General features: G+C 63.8%; 18 protein-coding genes. 7 read left to right on the plus strand and 11 right to left on the minus strand.

The genetic code is table 11. The features are described 5' to 3' along the window. Positions 1 to 51: 51 nt before the first annotated feature. From ACIPUB_RS08210 to ACIPUB_RS08220, 3 genes are all read left to right on the plus strand, one after another. Positions 52 to 711, plus strand: a complete 660-nt coding sequence (locus tag ACIPUB_RS08210) for a hypothetical protein (RefSeq protein ID WP_407606944.1) — start codon at positions 52 to 54, stop codon at positions 709 to 711. Positions 712 to 996: 285 nt separating this feature from the next. Continuing rightward, positions 997 to 1,611, plus strand: coding sequence for a hypothetical protein (locus tag ACIPUB_RS08215; RefSeq protein ID WP_407606945.1), 615 nt, complete (start codon positions 997 to 999; stop codon positions 1,609 to 1,611). Between the two features lie 7 nt (positions 1,612 to 1,618). After that, complete coding sequence (locus ACIPUB_RS08220) at positions 1,619 to 2,644, plus strand: inorganic phosphate transporter (RefSeq protein WP_407606946.1); 1,026 nt, start codon at positions 1,619 to 1,621, stop codon at positions 2,642 to 2,644. 409 nt (positions 2,645 to 3,053) lie between these two features. Here the strand turns inward: ACIPUB_RS08220 and pstB are convergent, their stop codons facing one another. The 4 genes from pstB to pstS all read right to left on the minus strand — a co-directional run bounded on the left by pstB (position 3,054) and on the right by pstS (position 7,232). Then, positions 3,054 to 3,833 carry a phosphate ABC transporter ATP-binding protein PstB gene (pstB, locus tag ACIPUB_RS08225; RefSeq protein ID WP_264270493.1) on the minus strand — a complete coding sequence of 260 codons (780 nt, stop codon included), beginning with the start codon at positions 3,831 to 3,833 and terminating at the stop codon, positions 3,054 to 3,056. Between the two features lie 48 nt (positions 3,834 to 3,881). Continuing rightward, entirely contained in the window at positions 3,882 to 5,033 is a 1,152-nt protein-coding gene (pstA, locus tag ACIPUB_RS08230) for a phosphate ABC transporter permease PstA (RefSeq protein ID WP_407606947.1), read from the minus strand. Next, complete coding sequence (gene pstC, locus ACIPUB_RS08235) at positions 5,033 to 5,965, minus strand: phosphate ABC transporter permease subunit PstC (protein ID WP_407606948.1); 933 nt, start codon at positions 5,963 to 5,965, stop codon at positions 5,033 to 5,035. Before pstC ends, pstA begins: the two co-directional genes overlap by 1 nt. Positions 5,966 to 6,119: 154 nt before the next feature. Then, the gene (gene pstS, locus ACIPUB_RS08240) at positions 6,120 to 7,232 is read right to left on the minus strand and encodes a phosphate ABC transporter substrate-binding protein PstS (protein ID WP_407606949.1); all 1,113 of its coding nucleotides are present in this window, start codon (positions 7,230 to 7,232) and stop codon (positions 6,120 to 6,122) included. A gap of 225 nt (positions 7,233 to 7,457) precedes the next feature. Here pstS and ACIPUB_RS08245 point away from each other — a divergent pair, with 225 nt between their 5' ends. From ACIPUB_RS08245 to disA, 3 genes are all read left to right on the plus strand, one after another. Then, complete coding sequence (locus ACIPUB_RS08245) at positions 7,458 to 8,585, plus strand: FUSC family protein (RefSeq protein WP_407606950.1); 1,128 nt, start codon at positions 7,458 to 7,460, stop codon at positions 8,583 to 8,585. 56 nt (positions 8,586 to 8,641) lie between these two features. Next, complete coding sequence (gene radA / locus ACIPUB_RS08250; protein ID WP_264270488.1) at positions 8,642 to 10,030, plus strand: DNA repair protein RadA; 1,389 nt, start codon at positions 8,642 to 8,644, stop codon at positions 10,028 to 10,030. A 121-nt stretch (positions 10,031 to 10,151) separates the two neighbouring features. Then, on the plus strand, positions 10,152 to 11,228 hold the full coding sequence (gene disA, locus ACIPUB_RS08255; RefSeq protein WP_407606951.1) for a DNA integrity scanning diadenylate cyclase DisA: 1,077 nt from the start codon (positions 10,152 to 10,154) through the stop codon (positions 11,226 to 11,228). A 32-nt stretch (positions 11,229 to 11,260) separates the two neighbouring features. Here disA and ACIPUB_RS08260 read toward each other — a convergent pair whose 3' ends face one another. Continuing rightward, positions 11,261 to 11,887, minus strand: coding sequence for a hypothetical protein (locus tag ACIPUB_RS08260; RefSeq protein WP_407606952.1), 627 nt, complete (start codon positions 11,885 to 11,887; stop codon positions 11,261 to 11,263). 103 nt (positions 11,888 to 11,990) lie between these two features. Between ACIPUB_RS08260 and ACIPUB_RS08265 the strand changes: the two genes are divergently transcribed. Continuing rightward, positions 11,991 to 12,986: an A/G-specific adenine glycosylase gene (locus ACIPUB_RS08265; protein WP_407606953.1), complete on the plus strand. Its 996-nt coding sequence runs from the start codon at positions 11,991 to 11,993 to the stop codon at positions 12,984 to 12,986. A 28-nt stretch (positions 12,987 to 13,014) separates the two neighbouring features. Here ACIPUB_RS08265 and ACIPUB_RS08270 read toward each other — a convergent pair whose 3' ends face one another. From ACIPUB_RS08270 to ACIPUB_RS08295, 6 genes are all read right to left on the minus strand, one after another. Continuing rightward, the gene (locus tag ACIPUB_RS08270; protein ID WP_407606954.1) at positions 13,015 to 13,521 is read right to left on the minus strand and encodes an amino-acid N-acetyltransferase; all 507 of its coding nucleotides are present in this window, start codon (positions 13,519 to 13,521) and stop codon (positions 13,015 to 13,017) included. A gap of 127 nt (positions 13,522 to 13,648) precedes the next feature. After that, the gene (locus ACIPUB_RS08275; protein ID WP_407606955.1) at positions 13,649 to 16,162 is read right to left on the minus strand and encodes an ATP-dependent Clp protease ATP-binding subunit; all 2,514 of its coding nucleotides are present in this window, start codon (positions 16,160 to 16,162) and stop codon (positions 13,649 to 13,651) included. Positions 16,163 to 16,389: 227 nt separating this feature from the next. Then, complete coding sequence (locus tag ACIPUB_RS08280; protein ID WP_264270584.1) at positions 16,390 to 16,710, minus strand: Lsr2 family protein; 321 nt, start codon at positions 16,708 to 16,710, stop codon at positions 16,390 to 16,392. 120 nt (positions 16,711 to 16,830) lie between these two features. Next, a complete protein-coding gene (locus tag ACIPUB_RS08285; protein WP_407606956.1) occupies positions 16,831 to 17,007 on the minus strand; it encodes a hypothetical protein in 177 nt (58 codons plus the stop codon). A 1-nt stretch (position 17,008) separates the two neighbouring features. Continuing rightward, complete coding sequence (lysS, locus tag ACIPUB_RS08290; RefSeq protein ID WP_372342931.1) at positions 17,009 to 18,532, minus strand: lysine--tRNA ligase; 1,524 nt, start codon at positions 18,530 to 18,532, stop codon at positions 17,009 to 17,011. A 967-nt stretch (positions 18,533 to 19,499) separates the two neighbouring features. Further along, complete coding sequence (locus ACIPUB_RS08295) at positions 19,500 to 21,503, minus strand: M13 family metallopeptidase (protein WP_407606957.1); 2,004 nt, start codon at positions 21,501 to 21,503, stop codon at positions 19,500 to 19,502. Positions 21,504 to 21,811: the final 308 nt, after the last annotated feature.

A 21,811-nucleotide genomic window follows, 5' to 3' on the forward strand; every position in this document is an offset into this window, starting at 1 on the left:
CCTTGCCCGGCGATGAGCAAGTATTCAGCCGGGCAGAGTATCCTCTAGCCCATGAAGGGCCACCAAGCATTGACTCCCCCGGCAACCACTTTCCGGCACCACAAACCCAAACCGTTCGCTCCCATGGATTTCGATCCCTTCGAGGGCGGCGCCGATCCGGCGCGCGTGTCGGAGGCGGCGCATCTCTCCGCCCACGCCTTGGTGCAGGCAGGGAAACTCAATGACGATCCGGAGATCCGGGAGCGCCTGGTGCGGCTCGCCGAGGACGAAGGCTTGGAGGTCATTGCCGAACTTTGGTCCAAGGCCCCCGCGCGCTCGCTTCCCGGCGCCCTGTGGCGGCTGTACGCAATCCGCGCCGCAACCGTCAACAATCCCGAGGCCATGGCCTCGTTCTTCGCCGCCGGCGCCCGCCAGGCCCAGGTCTCTCGCGTGGTTGCAGGGGCCGCGGAACCGCCGGGGGCCGAGGAACTGTGCAACATGACCAGCTCCATCCTCACCGGCGCCTTTGACGGCGAGTTCGATGTGGCCCTGGAACGCACCGCGGCGTACTGCCGGGTCATAGCCCTGGGGCAAGCCGAACAGGCGGATGCGGCCGATTTTTCGCACCCGGAGCGCGCCGCCTTGATGACCGGTCGCGCCCATGCCCTGTTGAAGACCGCCGAGGACTTGGAAGCCGCCGCCGCATCCTGGAGGCGCGGGGAACTGGACTGAGAGTTCCTTCACGCCGAGCGCGAATACTGCGCCGACGTGTTGACAGGAGGACCGGTTTCCTAGAAAACTGGAATCACGGTGCCGGACCGCGGCAGCCCCGGGCTCCAACTTTCAGCCGCTACGAGCGGCCTTCCGCCGAGAGGCGCTCCCGGTTCGGCACCGCCAACTTCACTCCCCCGTCTTGGCACGGGGACGCACTTCACACCGCCCCGGGCGGGCTTGTTCACCTTGGATGCGTAAACTGGGCAGCGTCCCGCTTTTTCCTTTCCATCCGGTGGTTTCCTCGTGAAATTTAGATTGTTCCCTTCGGACATGCGCGGCCTTGGGCTCCTTCGCGACCTGGCCTCCGAAGTCAACCTATGCGTTGGGGTTCTTTCCGAAATGCTGGGCTCCAGCGAAGACCGCGCAGTGCAGCTTGATGCGCTGGACGCATCCGAGGCCAGGGCCACCGACCTGCACTACGCGGTGCTGACGCATTTGCGCACCAGCTACGTCAACCCGTTGCCGCGCGAAGACGTTTACACTTTTTCCCGGCTGCTCCACGAGGCCGTCGAGCAACTCAGCGGAGCCGGCATCCTCATTGCGCACCTGGGCAAGCGACACCTCTCACATCGTGCGGCCGAGCAGCTGGAACTGATTGGCCGCCAGACGGAGCTCACCACCGAGGCATTGGGCAAGCTCCAGCGACTGGACGACCTGGAAGACGTTTGGCTTGATTTGGTGCGCATTTCCAAGCGCGCGCACCGAACGCACCAAACCTGGCTGGGCGAGATCGGGGAACTGAACAAGGCAGGCACCATCATTCGCCACCGCTCGGTCGCGGACCAGCTCCACTCCTGTTCCCAATCCCTGCGAGCCGTGGCCGACCACTTGGGACGCGTCCTGGTCAAGGAATCCTGAGTCGGGCGTGGTTACCGGCCAATCCTTCATGATGTTCGTGGTGCTCTTGTTCACCTGCGCCTTCGCGTTCCTCAACGGATTCCGCGATGCCTCGAACTCAATCGCCGTCGCCGTGCGCAACCGCGCCTTGACCCCCTCCTACGCGGTGGTGGTGGCTGCGTTCTTCACGTTTCTGGGCACCATGCTCTCCACCTCTTTCGGCGTCTACCTGATTTCGGCCGTCGAGCTGAACGTCCCGAGCGGGGTTCCCGGGCTGGCGCTGCTGCTGTCCGCGTTGCTTGCGGGAGGTGCCTGGGCGTTGTATTGCTGGTGGCGCGGACTTCCGGTGTCTTCGACGCATTCCCTGGTTTCCGCCCTTGCCGGCGCGGGCGGCGCGGCTGCCCTGCTGGGCGACGACGGGGTGCACGACGCCTGGCGAATGCTTGCCGGCGGAGTTCTGCTGCCACTGCTCTTCACTCCCGTCTTTGCCTTCGTCGTGTCATACGTCCTGGTCATCCCCGCCACCTGGCTGGTGCGCCATTCCACCGCCTCCGACGTCAGCGGGGCATCCCGCGCAGGGCAGTCCATCTCGGCGTGTGCGGTGGCTCTGGGCAACGGTTTGCAGGACGGCCAGCGCACCGGCGCCATGTTGACCTTGGCCCTGGTGACGGCGGGCGCCGCGCAGCCCGGCACCATCATGCTCGGCCCCCAGCTGCTGGGCGCCTCCGCCCTGGCGGCAGGGGTGCTCTTTGGCGGCTGGCGCATCGCCCATACCCTTGCCTACCGCCTGGTCAACCTGGACCCGCTGCGCGGCATGGTGGCCCAATCGGTCTCCGCCGCAATGCTCTTCCTGGGTGCCATGCTGATCCACCTGCCGATTTCCACCACCCAGGCGGTGACCAGCTCGATCGTCGGGGCGGGCACCAACCAGCGGTTCGAGTCCGTTACCTGGCGGCAGGTAACGCGCGTGCTGCGGCACTGGGTGGCCACCCCCGTGGTCTGCTCGCTGCTCGGCGGCATCCTAAGCCTGGCCATTCACCCGCTGGTCAGCTGACCGTTAGGCACGTCGTGCCCGTTTAGTCCTGACCGGATCCAGCCTCGGCGCCTGGCCACCTGCACCGGGCCCGGGGGGCGCCTTCGAGCGACTCCGAGCCATTGACGTCGGCAAGCGCCACTGCCCCCGCCGCAAGGCTTCAGCGGCATCTCCGAGGCCTCCGGTGCGGCCGGGCGGTCCCGTTCCCCGGGTCGCACTGTCGGGCTCCACGTGCATCATTGCGGGCCCCCGGTCAGCGATGGCTCCTCGGGCGTTAAACAAGGCAACGGCGGAACCCCGCGCAAGACTCATGCGCGTGGTTCCGCCGTTGCGATCCCCCTCCAGGGATCCCCGGAAGATCCCCCTTCCGGTACCGCCCCGGACCTGTTCGGTCCCGGGCGAATTTTTCTGCGGCGAGTGCAGTCAGGAATTATCCGAAGCGGCCCGAGACGTAGTCTTCGGTGGCCTTGACCCCGGGGTTGGAGAAGATCGTGGTGGTCTCGGCGTACTCAATCAGCTTGCCGGGCTTGCCGGTGCCGGCGATGTTGAAGAACGCGGTCTTGTCGCTCACGCGCGCGGCCTGCTGCATATTGTGGGTCACGATCACCACGGTGTAGTCGTTCTTCAGCTCGTTGATCAGGTCCTCGATCGCGAGGGTCGAGATCGGGTCCAGGGCCGAGCACGGCTCGTCCATGAGGATCACCTCGGGCTTCACCGCGATGGTGCGGGCGATGCACAGGCGCTGCTGTTGGCCGCCGGAAAGCCCGGAGCCTGGCTTGTCCAGGCGGTCCTTGACCTCGTTCCAGAGGTTGGCGCCGCGCAGCGACTTCTCGACCAGGCCATCGGCATCCGAGCGGGAGATCTTCTTGTTGTTCAGCTTCACCCCGGCGAGCACGTTGTCCCTGATGGACATGGTCGGGAACGGGTTGGGCCGCTGGAAGACCATGCCGATCTGGCTGCGGACCGTGACCGGGTCGACACCGGTCTCGTAGAGGTTGTCCCCGTCCAGGAGCACCTCGCCCTCGACGCGGCCACCGGGGATGACCTCGTGCATGCGGTTCAGCGTACGCAGGAAGGTGGACTTGCCGCAGCCGGAGGGACCGATGAAGGCGGTCACCGACTTGGCTTCGATTTCGATGCTGACGTCTTCCACGGCCAGGAAGCTGGAGTAGTAGACGTTGAGGTCCTTGACGTCGATGCGCTTAGACATGTGGTTTTTCCTTAAGAATCGGGTGTCGAGGGTCCGGAGCCTTCAGGCTCAACGGCCCTTCTTGGGTGCGAACAGGCCGGCAATGAGGCGTGCGCCGAGGTTGAGCACCATGACCATGATGATCAGCAACAGGGCGGCGGCCCAGGCACGCTGGATCGAGGGATCCACGTTGGTCGGCGAGGTCGGGGTGAGGATCTGGTAGTAGATGAACGTCGGCAGCGTGGCCATCCAGTTGCCGAAGACGTTCACGTTGATGTTGTTCGCCAGGCCGGCGGTGACCAGGATCGGTGCGGTCTCGCCGATGACGCGGGCGATGGCCAGGGTCACGCCGGAGGCGATGCCGGAAATTGCCGTGGGGACGACGACCTTGGCGATGGTGCGCCATTTGCGCACGCCCAACGCGTAGGCAGCCTCGCGCAGCTCGTTCGGGACGATCTTGAGCATTTCCTCCGTGGAGCGGACCACCGTGGGGATCATCAGCACGCTCAATGCGACGGCGGCAACGATGCCCATGCGGGCGGTGGGGCCCATGATCACCGCGAAGAGTGCGGTGGCGAAGAGGCCGGCGACGATCGATGGAATGCCGGTCATCACGTCGACGAAGAAGGTGATGCCCCGGGCGAGCGGGCCGTTCTTGCCGTATTCGACAAGGTAGATCGCGGTCAGCATGCCCACCGGAACCGAGATCAGGCTGGACCAGAGCGTGATCAGCAGCGTGCCGATCACCGCGTGGTAGGCGCCGCCCAGCACCGGGGTGCCGTTTTCGACGCTGGCGTTGTCCGCCGCGCCGGTGATCCCGTTCATGGAGTGGAACAGGAAGTGGGAGTTGATGCCCGGCAGCCCCTTCTGCAGCACCGTGAACAGCACGGAAGCCAGCGGGATGAGCGCGACCAGGAAGGCTGCATACACCAGGTAGGTGGCCAGGGCGTTCCGGCCGCGGCGCGCGCCCTCCACCAGGGTGGTGATGACGCTGGAGGCCACCACGAAGATGATTGCGGCGTAAATGGCGAAGCTTGCCACGGAGAATCCACCGAGGGTGGAAGCAGCAGCGCCGAGGATCAGCGCGCCGACGGCAATGCCCGGGATGGCCCAGCGGGGCAGGTGGCCCTTGGACAGGGAGTTTCGCTTGCGGGCAACCGGAGGCTTGCCCGGCTGCTGGCGCGAATCGTTGGGGAGCTTGTTGGCGGTAACGGTGTTCATCAGTTGGCTCCCGAGAATTCCTTGTGGCGGGCGATGATTGCCCGGGCGATCAAGTTGACCACCAGGGTGATCACGAACAGCACCAGGCCGGCCGCGATCAGCTCGGAGAGGCGCAGGCCGAAGGCCTCGGGGAAGTTCAGGGCGATCTCGGCGGCAATCGTCTGGTTGCCGGACTTGATCAGCGACGGAATCAGTCCGCCGGTGGAGAGCACCAGGGCCACGGCCATTGTCTCGCCCAGTGCACGGCCCAGGCCGAGCATGACAGCCGAGATGATTCCGGGGCGGGCGAAGGGAAGCACCGACATGGTGATCATTTCCCAGCGCGTGGCGCCCAATGCCAAGGCGGCTTCCTCGTGCAGCTTGGGGGTCTGCAGGAAGATCTCGCGGCTCAGCGAGGTGATGATGGGAAGCACCATCACTGCCAGCACGATGCCGGCGGTGAGGATGGTCTTGCCGGTCTGCGAGGCGGGGCCTTCAAAGATCGGGATGAAGCCGAGGTTCTCGGTCAGCCATTGGAAGCTGGGGACCAGCGCCGGGGCCAGCACCAGGTAGCCCCAGGCTCCGTAGATGACCGACGGGATGGCTGCCAGCAGGTCGATGACGTAGCCAAGGCCCGCCGCCAGCTTGCGCGGGGCGTAGTGGGAGATGAACAGTGCAACGGCGATGCCGACCGGAGTGGCGATGAGCAGGGCGATGGCCGCTGCGATCACGGTGCCGATGACAATCGGGTAGATGTAGCTGAAGAAACCTTCGCCGCCACTGACGAGTGTCGGATCGGCGGTGAAGGTCGGCAGGGCCTGGATGAGCAGGAAGACCGCTACCGCGAGGAGTGTCACGAGGATCAGGATGCCCGCGCCGAGCGCGGCACCGGAGAAGATCTTGTCTCCGGCTTGTCCCTTGGATCCGCTGCGCCGTAGCGCGTTGGTAGTCATATGGGTGAGCCTTAGAAATTTGAGCGAACGGCTATGGGGGATCGAACTGCCATTCGCGCTGGGATGGTGGAGGGGGTCAAATCAGATGCTACTGCGCCTTCCGGGGAATATCGAAGAAAGTCATCGATATTCCCCGGAAGGCATTTGTTGCAAGTTAGGACGCGACCTTGATTGAGTCGATGGCCTTGATGGCGGCCTCGCTCATCTTTGCGGACAGCGGGGCGTTGCCGGCGGAGCCTTCAGCCTCCTTCTGACCTTCCTCGGAGAGCACGTACTTGCCGAAGCTCTTGACCAGGTCAACCGTGGCCTGGTCCTTGTAGGTGGAGCAGAACACGTGGTACGAGACGAGGATGATCGGGTAGGAACCCGATTCAGTGGTGTCGCGCTTCAGGTCCAGGGACATGTCCATCGCGCCGCGGCCTTCAACCGGGGTGGCTGCCTCGACGCCCTTGGCTGCTGCCTCGGCGGAGATCTCGGTGAAGTCGTCGCCGACCTTCACGTTCACGGTGCCCAGGTTGCCGACGGCGGAGAAGTCCGCGTAGGTGATTGCACCCTCGGTGGAGGTGGTGGTTGCCACGACGCCGGAGGTGCCCTTGGCGTTCTCGCTGGCCAGATCGCTGGGCCAGTCGCCGGAGACGTCATAATCCCAGACATCCTTGGCGGCAGCCGCGAGGTATTCGACGAAGTTCTCGGTCGTGCCCGACTCATCATTGCGGTGCACCACGGTGATGGCGGTGTCGGGAAGCTCCACGCCTTCGTTGGTCGCGGCGATGGCCGGATCGTTCCACTTGGTGATTTCCAGCTTGAAGATCTTGGCGATGGTGGCTGCATCGAGGTTCAGGGTCTCAACGCCCGACAGGTTGAAGGCAACCGCGATCGGGGAAACGTAGGCCGGTACGTTGAAGGCTCCTTCGGGGCCACAGATTTCCTTGGAGGACTCGATCTCTTCGTCCTTCAGGTAGGCGTCCGAGCCTGCGAACTGCGCGCCGCCGGCCAGGAAGGCCTTGCGTCCGGCGCCGGAGCCATCCGGGGAGTACTGGACCATGGCGCCGGAGTTGGCCTGCTCGTAGCCTGCCTTCCAGGCCTCCATCGCGGCCTTCTGCGAGGAAGCGCCGCTACCGGTCAACGTGCCGGAGACTGCCCCTGCGGACGATCCGCTTGAATCGGTTCCTGCGGTGGCCGTCGGGCTGTCCGAACCGCAAGCGGTCAGGGCCAGTGCTGCTACGGTAAGAACTGCAGCCGCGCTGCCAATGCGATGAAGCTTCACGAGTTATCCTCTTTCACATGCCTGTCATTGACGAACCGAGTCGTCCTGGTTTTTCCCAAGGATGCGCACACCGGCACATCGCTTCAATACGAAACTAGGCCCCGGAAGTAACCAGCGCTTCCGACGAAGGTGAACGCAAGGTGAACAAGACCGGCGTGGCCCAGTGTTTCGCGTCACGATTCACACTTGCCAGTGGTATTCGCGCGCCATGACAGACTGTTGTCCATGGGTATCGGATCATCGGCCGGCGGCGCGTGGACGTTCGTCATGCGCCGCAACCGCGTGGGTGTGCGCCGCGTGGGGACCTCGTTCCCCAAGATCATCCAGATGACGGTCTCCGCGGTGCTGGCTTACTGGATTGCCGAGCAACTCCTGGGCCACGTGGACCCGATCTTTGCCGCGACCAGCGGGCTGCTGGTGCTGGGATTCGGCACCGCCACCACGGTGCGCCGCTCGCTGGAGGTCGCCATTGGCTGCACCCTGGGCGTGGCTGTCGGAGACTTGTTGCTGACGCTTCTGGGAAGCGGCCTGTGGCAGGCGGCCCTGGTCCTTTTCCTGTCGCTGGTGATCGCCAGGTTCCTGGATTCCGGACCCATTTTCTCCACCCAGCTGGGACTGCAATCGGTGCTGGTGGTCCTTCTGCCCATCGGTGCCGCGGGACCGTTCAGCCGTTCAATTGACGCGGTCATCGGTTCGCTGTGCGGCCTGTTGATCATGATGGTTTTTCCCCGCGACCCGCGCCGCACCCCCACTGCCGAGCTGGGCAAGCTTTTGGGCGAGCTCGCCGGCATCCTGCACGAATGCGGGCGCGCCGTCAGCGCCTCCGACACCACCCTGGCATTCCACGCGCTGGTCCGCGCCCGCGGAACCCAGCAGCTCTTGGATTCCCTGCCCGCGGCCCTGAACATGGCCCGCGAGGTGGCCACCCTGGCCCCGGCACACCGCCGACACCGCTCCGACCTTGACCGGTTGAAGGTTGCGGCGGAAAAGACCGATCTGGCCGTGCGCAACTCCCGGGTCCTGGCCAGGAGGCTGACCACCGTGATCACCCAGGGCTCCCTGACGGACCAGGGGGTCGAGTCCGTGGCGGGCTTGTTGACCGAACTGTCCGAGGCGGTCAACGCCCTTGGCTACGCGGTGTTGGAGACCAAGGAGTCCGGATACCGAAGGGCGGTGGGTCGTGCCCGACGCGAGCTTGCCGAATGCGCAGCCCGGCTGGATCCCGCGGCCCTCCAGGTCAGCGGCCTGCAAGGTGAAGGCATGGTGCTGCTGTTGCGCCCGCTGGTGATTGACCTGCTCGAGGCCACCGGCACCAGCCACGAGGAAGCGGTGGCGTTGCTGCCGCGCCTGTAGCGTAACCCGGCTGCCACGCACCCAAAGCGTGGGCACCGCAAGCTAGCATCAAAGGCATGGCCAAGAGCACCCGCACCAAATCCACCCCCGGTTACCGCTGCGCGGAATGCGGGTGGAGCACCGTGAAATGGGTGGGGCGCTGCGGCGAATGCCAGGCCTGGGGCACGGTGGAGGAAATGGGCGCCGTCTCGGCAAAGACCACCGCCGCCACCAGCATCGCTGTCCCGGCCCAGCCCATCGGCGACGTCGATGCCTCCGCCGCCTCCTACCGCTCCAGCGGTGTGGAGGAACTTGACCGGGTGCTCGGCGGCGGGCTGGTCCCGGGAGCCGTCATCTTGCTGGCCGGGGAACCCGGAGTGGGCAAGTCCACGCTGCTGCTCGACGTTGCGGCGCGCGCCGCCCGCTCGGACCGCAAGGTCCTCTACATCACCGGCGAGGAATCCGCCGCCCAGGTCAAGGTCAGGGCCGAACGCATCGACGCCATGGCCACCACGCTCTACCTCACCGCCGAGACCGATCTGGGCATAGCGCTGGGCCAGGTGGAAAAGATCGACCCGGAGCTGCTGATCATCGACTCCGTGCAGACCCTGGCCTCCTCCGAGGTCGACGGCACCGCCGGCGGCATCTCGCAGGTCCGCGAGGTGGCGGCCTCCCTCATCAACGCCGCCAAGCGCCGGAACATGACCACCATCCTGGTCGGACACGTCACCAAGGACGGCTCGATCGCCGGGCCCCGGCTGCTCGAGCACCTCGTGGACGTAGTGTGCCAGTTCGACGGCGAGCGCCACTCCCGCCTACGCCTGCTGCGCGCGCTGAAGAACCGCTACGGCCCCACCGACGAGGTCGGCTGCTTCGACCTGACCGAGGGCGGCATCGAGGGACTGGCCGATCCCTCCGGGCTCTTTGTCACCCGGACCAAGGATCCGGTGCCCGGAACCTGCATCACCGTCACCCTGGAGGGACGCCGCCCGCTGGTCGCCGAGGTACAGACCCTGCTCTCGAGGGCCACCAGCGCCATCCCGCGCCGGGCCACCAGCGGCCTGGACGCGGCGCGCACCCAGATGATCCTGGCCGTGCTCCAGTCCCGCGCCCGGATGGAATTGGGCGGGCTTGATTCCTACGTGGCCACCGTGGGCGGGGTCAAGCTCAGCGAACCGGCCACCGACCTCGCCACGGCCCTGGCGCTTGCCTCTTCCATGCACAACCATCCGCTGCCGCCGCAGTTCGTGGCATTCGGAGAGGTCGGCCTGGCCGGCGAGGTGCGCCCCGTTCCGGAGATCGGCCGCCGGATCATCGAGGCCGAGCGGCTCGGCTTCCGCTACGCCATGGTGCCAGCCTCCCCGCAGCCTCCCAAGAACATCCCCGATTCGATCCGTGTCTTCACCGTTTCCTCGGTGCACGAGGCACTGGACATCGCCTTCGAGCAACGCGTCAAAACCGGGTAATCCATGTTCTTTCGGTAACAAAAGGGTGCCGAAGTCGCTCCCCGGGGTGCATTTCCGGGCTTGGGGGGTCCGCCTTGGCCATACCATAGGTAGTAGTCACCCCCTTGGAAGGAACCGGCCCATGTCGAAAAGCCCCGAAGATGCGCTGCGCGCCACCCTGGCCCGTGTTGCACCCGGAACGGAGCTGCGCGACGGCCTCGAACGGATCCTGCGCGGCCGCACCGGCGCACTGATCGTACTGGGGCACGACAGGGTCGTGGACTCGATCTGCTCCGGTGGCTTCGACATCAACATCGCCTTCTCCCCCACCCGACTGCGCGAACTTGCCAAGATGGACGGGGCCATCGTCTGCGACAGGGACGGTTCGAACATCCTGCGCGCAGGGGTGCAGCTGGTCCCGGACCATTCCATCCCCACCCAGGAGTCGGGGACCCGCCACCGCACCGCCGAGCGCGTCGCCATCCAGACCGGTTTCCCGGTCGTCTCGGTCTCGCAGTCGATGCACATCATCGCCCTGTACGTCCAAGGCATCCGCTACCTGCTCGAGGGCTCCGAGCCGGTTCTCGCCCGCGGAAACCAGGCCCTTGCCACGCTGGAGCGCTACCGCTCGCGGCTGGACCAGGTCACCAGCGCGCTGTCCGCTGCGGAGATCGAGGCAGTCGTCACGGTCCGCGATGTCGCGGCGGTGCTGCAGCGCCAGGAAATGGTCAGGCGCATCTCCGAGGAGATCGCCCAGTACGTGCTCGAGCTGGGCGCAGACGGACGCCTGTTGGCGCTGCAGCTCGACGAGCTCTCGGCCGGGCTCGGCCCCGGTGCCGACCTGCTGCTGAAGGACTACTCGACCCTGGGCGGCGAGGAGCTCGACATCGAGGCGGCGCTGAAGAAGCTGCAGAACCTCGACTCCACGGACCTGATCGACCTGGGGAAGTTCGCCGCGATCCTGGGAATCAGTCCCGGCATCGACTCGCTCGACGCGGTTGTCACGCCCAAGGGCCACCGGCTGCTGGCAGGCATCACCTCGGTTCCCCGGGCGGTGGCCGACCGGCTGGTCAACAACTTCGGCGGTTTGCAGCGCCTGATGGCCGCCAATATCGAGGATCTGATGGCGGTGGACGGGATCGGGGACCAGCGTGCCCGCACGGTCCGCGAGGGCCTGTCCCGCGTCGCCGAGTCATCCTTGTTGGACCGCTTCCTCTAGGAAACCACCTGAGCGGGGCAGGGCGAGGGCGGCTAGCGCAGCTCGAACCTCGCGGTCTCGCTGCTCACGTCCCCCAGTTTCGCGGTGAAGCCGTAGGTTCCCGGTCGCGGCTTGGCCGCCACGAACTTGCACCCCGGGGCGCTGCGCACCCGGGTCCAGGTGAAGCGCGCGGTTTCACTGGCACCCGGCTTGATGGTGATCTCGGTGTCGGTGGGATCCTCCACGCAATCAGAGGTGGAAAAAATTCGGTCCGCCCCGCTCGTGACGGAAAACTCCTGCTGGCTGGTTCCCACATTGACCATGCAGTCGGCCGTCCCCGCGTTCTTGATGGTCATCACCAGCACCGGATCATCCGCGGGCCCGTGCGTGGTCTGGACGGTTGACGCGGAAACGACCACCTCGTCCTCGAGGCAGCCGTTGGGTTCGGAAGGTTCCGGGGAGGGAGCACCCGATGGCTGCGAGGAAGCCGCTCCTGGCGCGGTCGCCGCGGGGTCCGCCGTGCTCTCGGCCGGGGCCGCAGGTCTCAGCAGGGAGGCGATGCCGACGCCTGCCCACGCCAAAAGCCCGACGAGTACGAGCGTGGTGATGAGCACCGCGAGGCGGCGACGCCTATAAACCCGTGCGGAGGGACGGGAGGAACGGACCTGCTTTTGTGCCATACCTCAAGGCTACGAAGCCATTGCTTCCGCGGTCGACTCCCACGCCGCCAGCTAGAGTGATATCGCCAGCATTTGCCCCGAAACACAAAGGACCGCCCCCGCCGTGCCCCACCCCGACCTGGAGAAGATCCACCACGAGATCACCGCGTGGTATTCCGCCAACGCACGCGAACTGCCGTGGCGCGGCCCGACGGCCGACCCATGGGCCGTGATGGTCTCCGAATTCATGCTGCAACAGACCCCCGTGGTGCGCGTGCGCCCGGTCTGGGAAGCCTGGATGCAGCGGTGGCCCACACCCGCGGCGCTGGCCGCCGAGCCGGTCGCCGAAGCGGTGCGGGCCTGGGGGCGCCTGGGTTATCCGCGCCGCGCCCTGCGGCTGCATGCGGCCGCAGTGGTCATCACCAACGAACACGGCGGGAATGTCCCGGGGAGCGAGGCCGAATTGCTGGCACTGCCCGGCGTCGGCACCTACACGGCAGCAGCCATCGCCTGTTTCGCCTTCAAGGTCCCCACGGTGGTGGTGGACACCAACATCCGCCGCGTCCATGCCCGGCTGGTCAGTGGCAAGGCGTTGCCCGAGCAAAGCCAGAATGCCGCGGAACTCGCGCTGGCCGCCCGACTGCTGCCTCAGGCCGGGGAGGGCAACGACGGCGGCACTGCGCTGGCCAACGACTGGAACATCGCGGTCATGGAGCTCGGTGCGTTGGTGTGCACGGCGCGCTCCCCGCGTTGCGAGGACTGCCCTGTCGTCAACCAGTGCGCCTGGATCGCCGCCGGGCGCCCCGAGCCGCATTACAAGCCCAAAGGCCAACCGTGGCACGGAACCGACAGACAGGTGCGCGGGGCCATGATGGCGGTGCTCCGCCATTCCACGGTCCCGGTCCAGCGCGGAGACCTGCTTGGCACCGTCGACCTGGCGGCAGCTGCCGCGGAAGCACGGCCACTGAATCCGGCCCGCGAGGCCGACGACGAGCACCGGGCCTGGGTCGGGTTGCATGCGCTGGACGCGCCGGCCGAACAGCGAGAACGCGCCCTGGCCTCCCTCTTGGCCGACGGGCTGGCCCAGCAATCCCCCGCGGGCATAGGCCTGCCGCACTAGGGGAACCGGGATCCCGGTGCCGATCCGGCTAGAGGTGGGTGATCATCCGGGTGTTGCCCAGCGTATTGGGCTTGACCCTCGCGAGATCCAGGAACTCGGCCACGCCCTCGTCGGTGGAACGCAGGAGCTCGGAGTAGACCTCCGGGTCGACGGCGCTCTGCTCGGCCATCACCGTGAACCCGTTGCGCAGGAAGAAATCGACCTCGAAAGTCAGGCAGAAGACCCGTGAGACGCCCAGCTCGCGCGCCTCGTTGAGCAATTTCGCCAGCAGCCGGTGTCCCACGCCGTGGCCACGCCAGGCCGCATCGCTGGCCAGGGTGCGGACCTCGGCGATGTCCTCCCACATGACGTGCAGTCCCCCGCAGCCGATGACATTGCCCTCTGCGTCCTCGGCAACGAAGAATTCCTGCAGGTTTTCGTAATAGGCGACGGCTTCCTTTTCCAGCAGCACGCGGTCCTCAGCCAGCGGTCTGACGAGGTTGCGGATGCTCTTCACATCGCTGGTCTTCGCACGCCTGACGGTAAAGGATTTCATTCTTGTATCCTATGCCCGGCGTTGGCGCCCATCGTGAATTGTGTAGCGGGCCCAAGGCCCGTTGACGCAAAAACGCCTGGGGTCGGCATCCTTGCGGATACCGACCCCAGGCGTTTTTTGCTTGGTCTTAGCCTTCGATGGCGATCGGTGCGGACTCGCCCTCGATTTGCGGGGTCCCGCCTTCGCCGTGGAAGGTGAACGTCGCGTCGTCGCCCTCGCCCTCGACGTCGACCTTGATGTGCTGGCCGGGGACCAACTCGCCAAAGAGGATCTTCTCCGAAAGCTGGTCCTCGATGTCGCGCTGCATGGTGCGGCGCAACGGACGGGCGCCCATGGCCGGGTCGTAACCGCGGGTCGCCAGCAGGACGCGGGCGGCCTGCGACAGCTCGATGGTCATGTTCCTGTCGACCAGGCGCTTCTTCAGGCGGCCGAGGAACAGGTCCACGATCTCCACGATCTCGTCCTGGGTCAGCTGCGGGAAGACCACAACGTCGTCAACACGGTTCAGGAACTCGGGGCGGAAGTGCTGGCGCAGCTCTTCCTGGACCTTGGCCTGCATCCGGTTGTAGCCGGTCTTGGTGTCGGAGGACGACTGGAAGCCGGTCATCACACCCTTCGAGATGTCGCGGGTGCCAAGGTTCGTGGTCATGATGATCACGGTGTTCTTGAAGTCCACCACGCGGCCCTGGGAGTCGGTCAAGCGGCCGTCTTCCAGGATCTGGAGCAGCGAGTTGAACAGGTCCGCGTGGGCCTTCTCGACTTCGTCGAAGAGCACCACGGAGAACGGGCGACGGCGGACCTTTTCGGTGAGCTGGCCGCCCTCCTCGTAGCCGACGTAGCCCGGAGGGGCACCGAAGAGCCGCGAAACCGTGTGCTTCTCCGAGTATTCGGACATGTCCAGGGTGATCAGCGCGTCTTCCTCACCAAAGAGGAATTCCGCCAGTGCCTTGGCCAGCTCGGTCTTGCCGACGCCGGTCGGCCCGGCGAAGATGAACGAACCACCGGGGCGGTTCGGGTCCTTCAGCCCGGCACGGGTGCGGCGGATGGCCTGCGAAATGGCCTTGATTGCCTCGTTCTGGCCGATGACCCGCTTGTGCAGCTCATCTTCCATGTTCAGCAGTCGCGTGGATTCTTCCTCGGTCAGCTTGACCACCGGGATGCCGGTGGAGTTGGCCAGGACCTCGGCGATCAGGTCGGCATCGACCTCGGCGATCTCGTCGAGTTCGCCGTTCTTCCAGGCCTTTTCCTTCTCCGCGCGGGCTTCCTGGAGCTTGCCTTCCTTGTCGCGCAGCGAGGCGGCACCCTCGAAGTCCTGCGCGTCGATGGCGGCTTCCTTCTCGAGGCGGACCGTGGCGATTTCCTCGTCCATGAGCTTGAGCGCCGGAGGGGCGGTCATGCGGCGGATGCGAAGTCGCGCGCCGGCCTCATCGATCAGGTCGATGGCCTTGTCGGGAAGGAAGCGGTCCGAGATGTAGCGGTGTGCCAGCTCGGCGGCCGCGACCAGTGCGCCGTCGGTGATCGAAACGCGGTGATGGGCCTCGTAACGGTCGCGCAATCCACGCAGGATCTGTGTGGTGTGCTCCACCGAAGGTTCCTTGACCTGGATCGGCTGGAACCGGCGTTCGAGGGCCGCGTCCTTTTCGATGTGCTTGCGGTATTCGTCAAGCGTGGTTGCACCGATGGTCTGGAGTTCTCCACGGGCAAGCATCGGCTTGAGGATCGAGGCTGCGTCGATTGCGCCCTCGGCCGCACCGGCACCGACAAGGGTGTGGATCTCGTCGATAAAGAGGATGATGTCGCCGCGGGTGCGGATTTCCTTGAGGACCTTCTTCAGGCGTTCCTCGAAGTCACCGCGGTAACGCGAACCGGCTACCAGGGACCCGAGGTCAAGGGTGTAAAGCTGCTTGTCCTTGATGGTTTCCGGCACATCTCCGCGCACGATCGCCTGGGCCAGGCCCTCGACGACTGCGGTCTTGCCGACACCGGGTTCACCGATGAGCACCGGGTTGTTCTTGGTGCGGCGCGAGAGAACCTGCATGACGCGTTCCATCTCGAACTCCCGGCCAATAACCGGGTCGAGCTTTCCCTCGCGGGCAGCGGTCGTCAGGTTGCGGCCAAACTGGTCGAGCACGGCCGAACCGGCAGGAGTGCCCTCGCTCTGTCCACCGGAGCTAACACCGGCACCGGCGGTTTCCTTGCCGCCCTGGTAGCCGGAGAGCAGCTGGATGACTTGCTGGCGCACGCGAGACAGGTCAGCACCGAGCTTCACCAGGACCTGGGCGGCAACGCCCTCGCCCTCGCGAATCAGGCCGAGCAGGATATGCTCCGTGCCAATGTAGTTGTGCCCCAACTGCAGCGCTTCGCGCAGCGAGAGCTCGAGAACCTTCTTGGCGCGGGGCGTGAAGGGGATGTGGCCGGAAGGAGCCTGCTGGCCCTGTCCGATAATCTCTTGGACCTGCTCACGCACGGCACCAAGGGATATGTTCAGCGACTCAAGGGCCTTGGCCGCTACTCCCTCGCCTTCATGGATGAGGCCGAGCAATACGTGCTCGGTTCCGATGTAGTTGTGGTTGAGCATGCGCGCCTCTTCTTGGGCAAGCACGACAACGCGACGGGCACGGTCGGTAAATCTCTCAAACATGCGGCACACTCCTAGCTAACACGTATTTCGATGCTACGCATCAAATTAGGGCTCGTGTTGGATGTTCGCCCAAGGGATAACATTGTTCACCCTCGGCGTTCTTCTTCGCATTAAACAAACTCGGGGGATCTGACCCATTTCAATGGATCCGATCCCCCGAGCTTATTGCCTACCCCCACAGCGGCGGGAGCCCGCAGGCTCCCCAGAAATATCAGAAGTCGAAAGTTCTACTTGGACTTGGAACGCGATTTCTTCGCCTGGGCTGCATGGTAGGCGGAGATGACATCGGCCTGCAGGCGTCCGCGGGCGTTGACCTTGACGTTGTTCTCCTTGGCCCAAGCACGGATGGCCGGGGCTTCCTTCGGAGTGAACTGCTTCGAGGTGCGTGCGACCTTGATGTACGGCTTGAAAGCCTCGCGGAATGCCGCGGCATGTTCCTCGTTGAGGTCGATTTCATAATGCTGACCGCCGATACCGAATACGATAGATTCGACTGCCTCGGAACCATCAATATCATCAATCAATGCAATTTGGACCTGACGTGCCATTAGCTTCTCCTTGCTGTGGTGGGAATTCACATGAACACATTAACGGTTTGCGCCCTTGTGTGTACCCATAACATAATCATAACAACGGATCATCCAGCAAGTGGGAATTCAGATATTGGGCTAATTATCAGCTTTCGGGCTTTTGTTGTCCTCTTGATGCGCCGTTATATTAATTTGTTCGTCCACTTTGGCTTCTGCTGCACGCTCACTGCGATCCACATTGGATACGGCACGAATGACAAACCAAAACACGAGCGCAACAACAATAGTTGGAAGAAGTTCCTCAATATAGGGCATATTAAGCCTCCGGCTTTAGCAGTGGGAAGAGGATCGTTTCCCGAATTCCAGTGTCTGCGAAGAGCATGACCAAACGGTCAATCCCCAACCCAATGCCACCCATGGGCGGGGCTCCGTATTCAAGCGCACGGAGGAAGTCCTCGTCCAGCTGCATGGCTTCGTCGTCGCCGTCGGCAGCCATACGGGACTGCGCGGTCAGGCGTTCTCGCTGGATCACGGGGTCAATCAGCTCGGAGAACGCGGTTCCCCGTTCCATCCCTCCAATTACCAGATCCCAAGCTTCGATAATTCCCGGCGTGCTGCGGTGCGGGCGGGCCAGCGGCTGCGCAGCCGGCGGATAGTCGTAGACGAAGGTCGGGTCGATAAGGGTCGGTTCAACGATTTCGCCAAACAATTCAATGACCAGCTTTTGAGATTCCCACTTTGGGTCGACTTTCACGCCATGCTTTTCGGCAACTGCGCGCAGGGTTTCAACGTCGGTGTCGGGGGTGATTTCTTGGCCCACGGCTTCGGAAAGTCCGGGATAGACGCCCAACCATGCCCATTCGCCATCAAGGTTGATGGTGCCCTTGGAAGTTTCGATTTGGCGGCCGGCGCCAACGGCATCGGCGGCATTAAGGATGATTTCCTTGATGCGGTCGGCCATCACGAATTGATCCGCATAGGCTTCGTAGGATTCAAGGGTCGTGAACTCCGGGGAGTGCGTCGAATCCACGCCTTCGTTGCGGAAGATCCGCCCCAATTCAAAGACGCGGTCAATGCCGCCGACGACGGCACGCTTGAGGAACAATTCGGTGGCAATACGCAACGTCATTGGCTGGTCAAAGGCATTCAAATGCGTCTCAAACGGACGAGCAGAGGCACCACCGTGGATCAGCTGCAGCATCGGGGTTTCAACCTCGACGTAGTCGCGGGCATGCAGAGTGTCGCGCACCGCGCGCGTGATTGCCGCGCGCTTGTAAACCATCTCCCGCGCCTCATCGCGCACGATCAGGTCGGCATAGCGCTGGCGCACGCGCGTTTCCTCGTTGAGGTCCGCGTGCAACACCGGCAGTGGACGCAGCGCCTTGGAAGCCATTTGCCAATCACTTGCCATGACCGAAAGTTCGCCTCGGCGCGAGGCAATGACCTCACCGGTGATCAGCACGTGGTCACCCAGGTCCACAAGGGCCTTCCAGTCGGCAAGCCTTTCCTCGCCCACGTTGGCGAGAGAAAGCATGGCCTGGAGCCGGGTACCCGTACCTTCGGGGCCGCCCTCCTGCAAGGTGGCGAAGCAAAGCTTGCCCGTATTGCGCATGAAGACAATGCGCCCGACGATGCCGGCCTGGAAGCCCGTGGCGGTGTCGGGGGCAAGGTCCGGGAATTGCTCCCGGATCTCATGCAGCGAGTGAGTCCGTGCAACGCCCACTGGATAGGCTTCTTCTCCACGGGCCAACAAAGCGGCACGCTTGTCCATGCGCACCTGGCGCTGGTCGTTGGTCTCGGTGGGGTTAGCTACTGGGGCAGTTTTTTCGGCAGTCACAATATCCAATTCTAGTCCGAATATTCTGCGCGCGGGCTGAGAGGTGGGGAGCAACACCTCAAGGCCTTCTTCGAACCCCGAATAGAATGAAGAGAGCAGGGAAGAAACCATTCTTCAAACACCCGACGGTGGTTGACTCGCCCTGTATTTCTAGGGGAACCGCATGCTCCCGGCCACCACCGAATCCTGGTCATGGGTGGTGCTCTCCATTCTGCGCTCATCTCTCGGCCATTCGCCGCTGCCCTCAGTGCTCAGCTGGACGAGGCCTGGGCGGTGGATCTCTACGACCGTCGTGGGCGTGGCAAATCAACCGTTCAGCTTGCCGACTATTCCATGGACACCGAGTTCGCTGACGTGGCCCTCGTACCGGGGGCGCTCTGGGGCACAGAGAGCCCTTATGGCGCACGTCCGGTCCCCGGTGCCTGGCCGTCTACGGTCCGGCGATCAACCGCGTTTCCTCAATCGAGACGGGGTGGCTGAAGGTATTTTTCGATGACGTCGAGGCGGGAAGGACGAGTCGCGCGCTGGCACACATGCATCGTGGCATGAAGTTTTCCCGCAAACTGAACAAGGGTTCCCGAACCGATCCTCGCGGCATTGCCGGCCGGGACTTCGCGCACCAAGGCCGGAGAGCTTGCCCGGAGCATGCTTCCCATCGGGGTGGGAGAACTGCGGGCAGCTCTCCCAGAGCCGCAGTCCGCAGACAGCTTTGCGGTTCTTCCGCGTAATACGCATTTCATGGCAGGTGCCAAGAGCGCAGCATATTTTCGACCAACGGCACGCAAGATTCATGAGGTCGTTCCGGGATCCATATACCTCGAACGCCAAGTGCATTCACGGCTCCGTTCGGGCGGCCTTCGCTGTATTGCTAGATGACACCGGCGACTACGTCGCCGCGTTACAGCATCGCGGTGAAACCGCTTCCGTTGCCCTGCACACGCGTGGAAAGGGGCAACGGAAGCATTCCTGACTACCAGATCCTGACGCGATCCTTGGGGTCCATCCACATGCCGTCGCCGGGCTTGGTGTCGAAGGCTTTATGGAACGCATCCATATTCTTGGGCACCTGGTTGCAACGGAACTCACCGGGTGAGTGCGGGTCAGTGGTGATGCGGGTGACCATGGTCTCCGGGCGGGTCAGCGTACGCCAGCACTCGGCCCACGAATAGAAGAACCGCTGGTCACCGTTCAAACCATCTATAACTTCGTCAGCAGCCACGCCGCGGGCAGCCAAATCCAGCTTGTAGGCCGTGTACGCAATGCCAAGTCCGCCCAAGTCCCCAATGTTCTCACCGAGGGTGAGCTTTCCGTTGACGTGGTGTTCCGGCGCTTCCGGCGGTACCAGCGCTTCGTATTGGTCGACGAGTTTGCCGGTGAGCTTTTCAAAGGCTGCCCGGTCCTCGTCGGTCCACCAGTTTTTCAACTGGCCCGTCCCGTCAAACTGGGACCCTTGGTCATCGAAGCCGTGTCCTATCTCGTGCCCGATCACCGCGCCTATGGCGCCATAGTTCGAAGCCGCGTCCCGGTCGGCGTCGAAGAAGGGTGAGCGGAGGATTGCCGCCGGGAACGCAATTTCATTCAACAATGGGTGGTAGTAGGCGTTGACGGTCTGCGGGAACATGAACCACAGCTCACGGTCCACACCGTCGTCGATCTTCTTAAGTTCACGCAGGAACTCGAATTCGTTTGCCGCTGCGAGATTGGAAATCACATTGTCGGCCACGGTGGAAATGGTGGAATAGTCGATCCACTCGTTCGGGTAGCCGATCTTGGGCCGGAACATGGACAGCTTCTCCAACGCCTTGTCCTTGGTGTCAGGGCTCATCCATTCCAGCTCCCCGATGGACTGGCGGTAGGCATCAATGAGGTTGGCAACCAGAGCCTCCATTTTGTCCTTGCTGCGCTCTGGAAAATGCTCGGCTACATACAGCTGGCCGATGTCCTCGCCCACGGCTCCTTCGGTGAACGCCACACCACGCTTCCAGCGCTCACGCAGCTCCTGAACTCCGGAAAGCTTCGCCGAATAGAAGGAAAAATTCTCGTTGACGAATGCGCTGGACAAGTAAGGTGCGTTGGACCGGATCAGCTGCACTGCTAGCCAGTGTTGCCATGAAGCCAGCGATTCGCTGTTCAGCACCTGCTCGAGCCCCTTCAGATAGCTCGGCTGCCAGACATCAACCTCGGCGAAATACTTTTCCTCGATGCCGGCGCCGCGAAGCCATCCGGAAAGAGAAGGAATGTGCTCCAGGAGGGTCGAGGCATCCATCAGGTTGTAACGCGCCTGGGCGTCGCGGCACTTGACCCTGTCCCAGTGATGGGAGGCCAACGCGGTTTCCAACGCGACGACGTCCTGCGCTGCGGCCTCGGTGTCATTGATTTCCCCAAGTGCCAGCAAACGGCCCAAGTGCTCCCGATATTCGCCAAGGAGTTCGGCGAACTGCTCTTCGCGGTAGTATGACTCATCCGGCAGTCCAAGTCCACCCTGAATCAGGGTGAGGAGATTTCGCTCCGGCGATCCGGCATCCGAACTAGCACCTGCCTGGATGAAACCGGACACACCTCGCCGGAAAAACGATCCGCTGAGGGTGACAAGTTCGGCAATCGACGTGGTGGCATAAATGGATGACAGATCGGTCCGGATGGGTTCGACTCCACTGGCTTCGATCCGCTCCTCGTCCATGAAGCTTTCATAGAGGTTCGCGATGCGCTCTTTGCGTGCGTCAGGGGTCCCGTCAGCGGCGATCCGGTTGTCTTGGGCGCTTTCAATGATTGCCCGCACGGCGGCCTCGGAATCGTCTCGCAGGGCCATGAAGGAGCCGTAGCTACCTTGATCCGCGGGTATCTGTGCAGTAGATAGCCACGCCCCATTGGCATGACGATACAGATCATCCTGTGGCCGAACGTTGTTGTCACGGTGGTTCGCGTTTGCCATCGGCTTTGCTGCGTTGGTAGCAACTGACGAATCGGTGCTCATATCTGTCCTATCCATTCATCCGCGCGTACGCCGTGGCCTTTTCAGCGGTAGGGCAGAATCGCGTCCGCACCGCGGGGAAGCAGCCAGGGCATACGCATCGTGTTCCACGTCTCAACGATTCACTGTACGCGTCTGAAGTGAGAATTTGAGACTATTTTTCACGGTTACTCCAGCGGTGAAACGCATCAGCCTTGGGTCTGGTGGCATGTCGACGCTACGACCGCATCAGGGCGGTGTGCGGTCGTTGGTGCTTGGGGGCGAGCCAGGATGGCGATGTTTTCCACAGATGCTGTGGATAACGACCGGCT

Origin of the sequence: Paeniglutamicibacter sp. ORCA_105, from assembly GCF_045798545.1 — a bacterium.
Lineage (GTDB): Bacteria > Actinomycetota > Actinomycetes > Actinomycetales > Micrococcaceae > Paeniglutamicibacter > Paeniglutamicibacter sulfureus.

Excerpts from the sequence above, each read along its gene's own strand:
- radA (WP_264270488.1), top strand. The coding sequence starts at position 8,642 with ATGGCCAAGAGCACCCGCACCAAATCCACCCCCGGTTACCGCTGCGCG.
- ACIPUB_RS08210 (WP_407606944.1), top strand. The coding sequence starts at position 52 with ATGAAGGGCCACCAAGCATTGACTCCCCCGGCAACCACTTTCCGGCAC.
- pstA (WP_407606947.1), bottom strand. The coding sequence starts at position 5,033 with ATGAACACCGTTACCGCCAACAAGCTCCCCAACGATTCGCGCCAGCAG.
- ACIPUB_RS08245 (WP_407606950.1), top strand. The coding sequence starts at position 7,458 with ATGGGTATCGGATCATCGGCCGGCGGCGCGTGGACGTTCGTCATGCGC.
- ACIPUB_RS08270 (WP_407606954.1), bottom strand. The coding sequence starts at position 13,521 with ATGAAATCCTTTACCGTCAGGCGTGCGAAGACCAGCGATGTGAAGAGC.
- ACIPUB_RS08280 (WP_264270584.1), bottom strand. The coding sequence starts at position 16,710 with ATGGCACGTCAGGTCCAAATTGCATTGATTGATGATATTGATGGTTCC.
- ACIPUB_RS08295 (WP_407606957.1), bottom strand. The coding sequence starts at position 21,503 with ATGAGCACCGATTCGTCAGTTGCTACCAACGCAGCAAAGCCGATGGCA.
- pstB (WP_264270493.1), bottom strand. The coding sequence starts at position 3,833 with ATGTCTAAGCGCATCGACGTCAAGGACCTCAACGTCTACTACTCCAGC.
- ACIPUB_RS08275 (WP_407606955.1), bottom strand. The coding sequence starts at position 16,162 with ATGTTTGAGAGATTTACCGACCGTGCCCGTCGCGTTGTCGTGCTTGCC.
- ACIPUB_RS08260 (WP_407606952.1), bottom strand. The coding sequence starts at position 11,887 with ATGGCACAAAAGCAGGTCCGTTCCTCCCGTCCCTCCGCACGGGTTTAT.
- disA (WP_407606951.1), top strand. The coding sequence starts at position 10,152 with ATGTCGAAAAGCCCCGAAGATGCGCTGCGCGCCACCCTGGCCCGTGTT.
- pstC (WP_407606948.1), bottom strand. The coding sequence starts at position 5,965 with ATGACTACCAACGCGCTACGGCGCAGCGGATCCAAGGGACAAGCCGGA.
- ACIPUB_RS08285 (WP_407606956.1), bottom strand. The coding sequence starts at position 17,007 with ATGCCCTATATTGAGGAACTTCTTCCAACTATTGTTGTTGCGCTCGTG.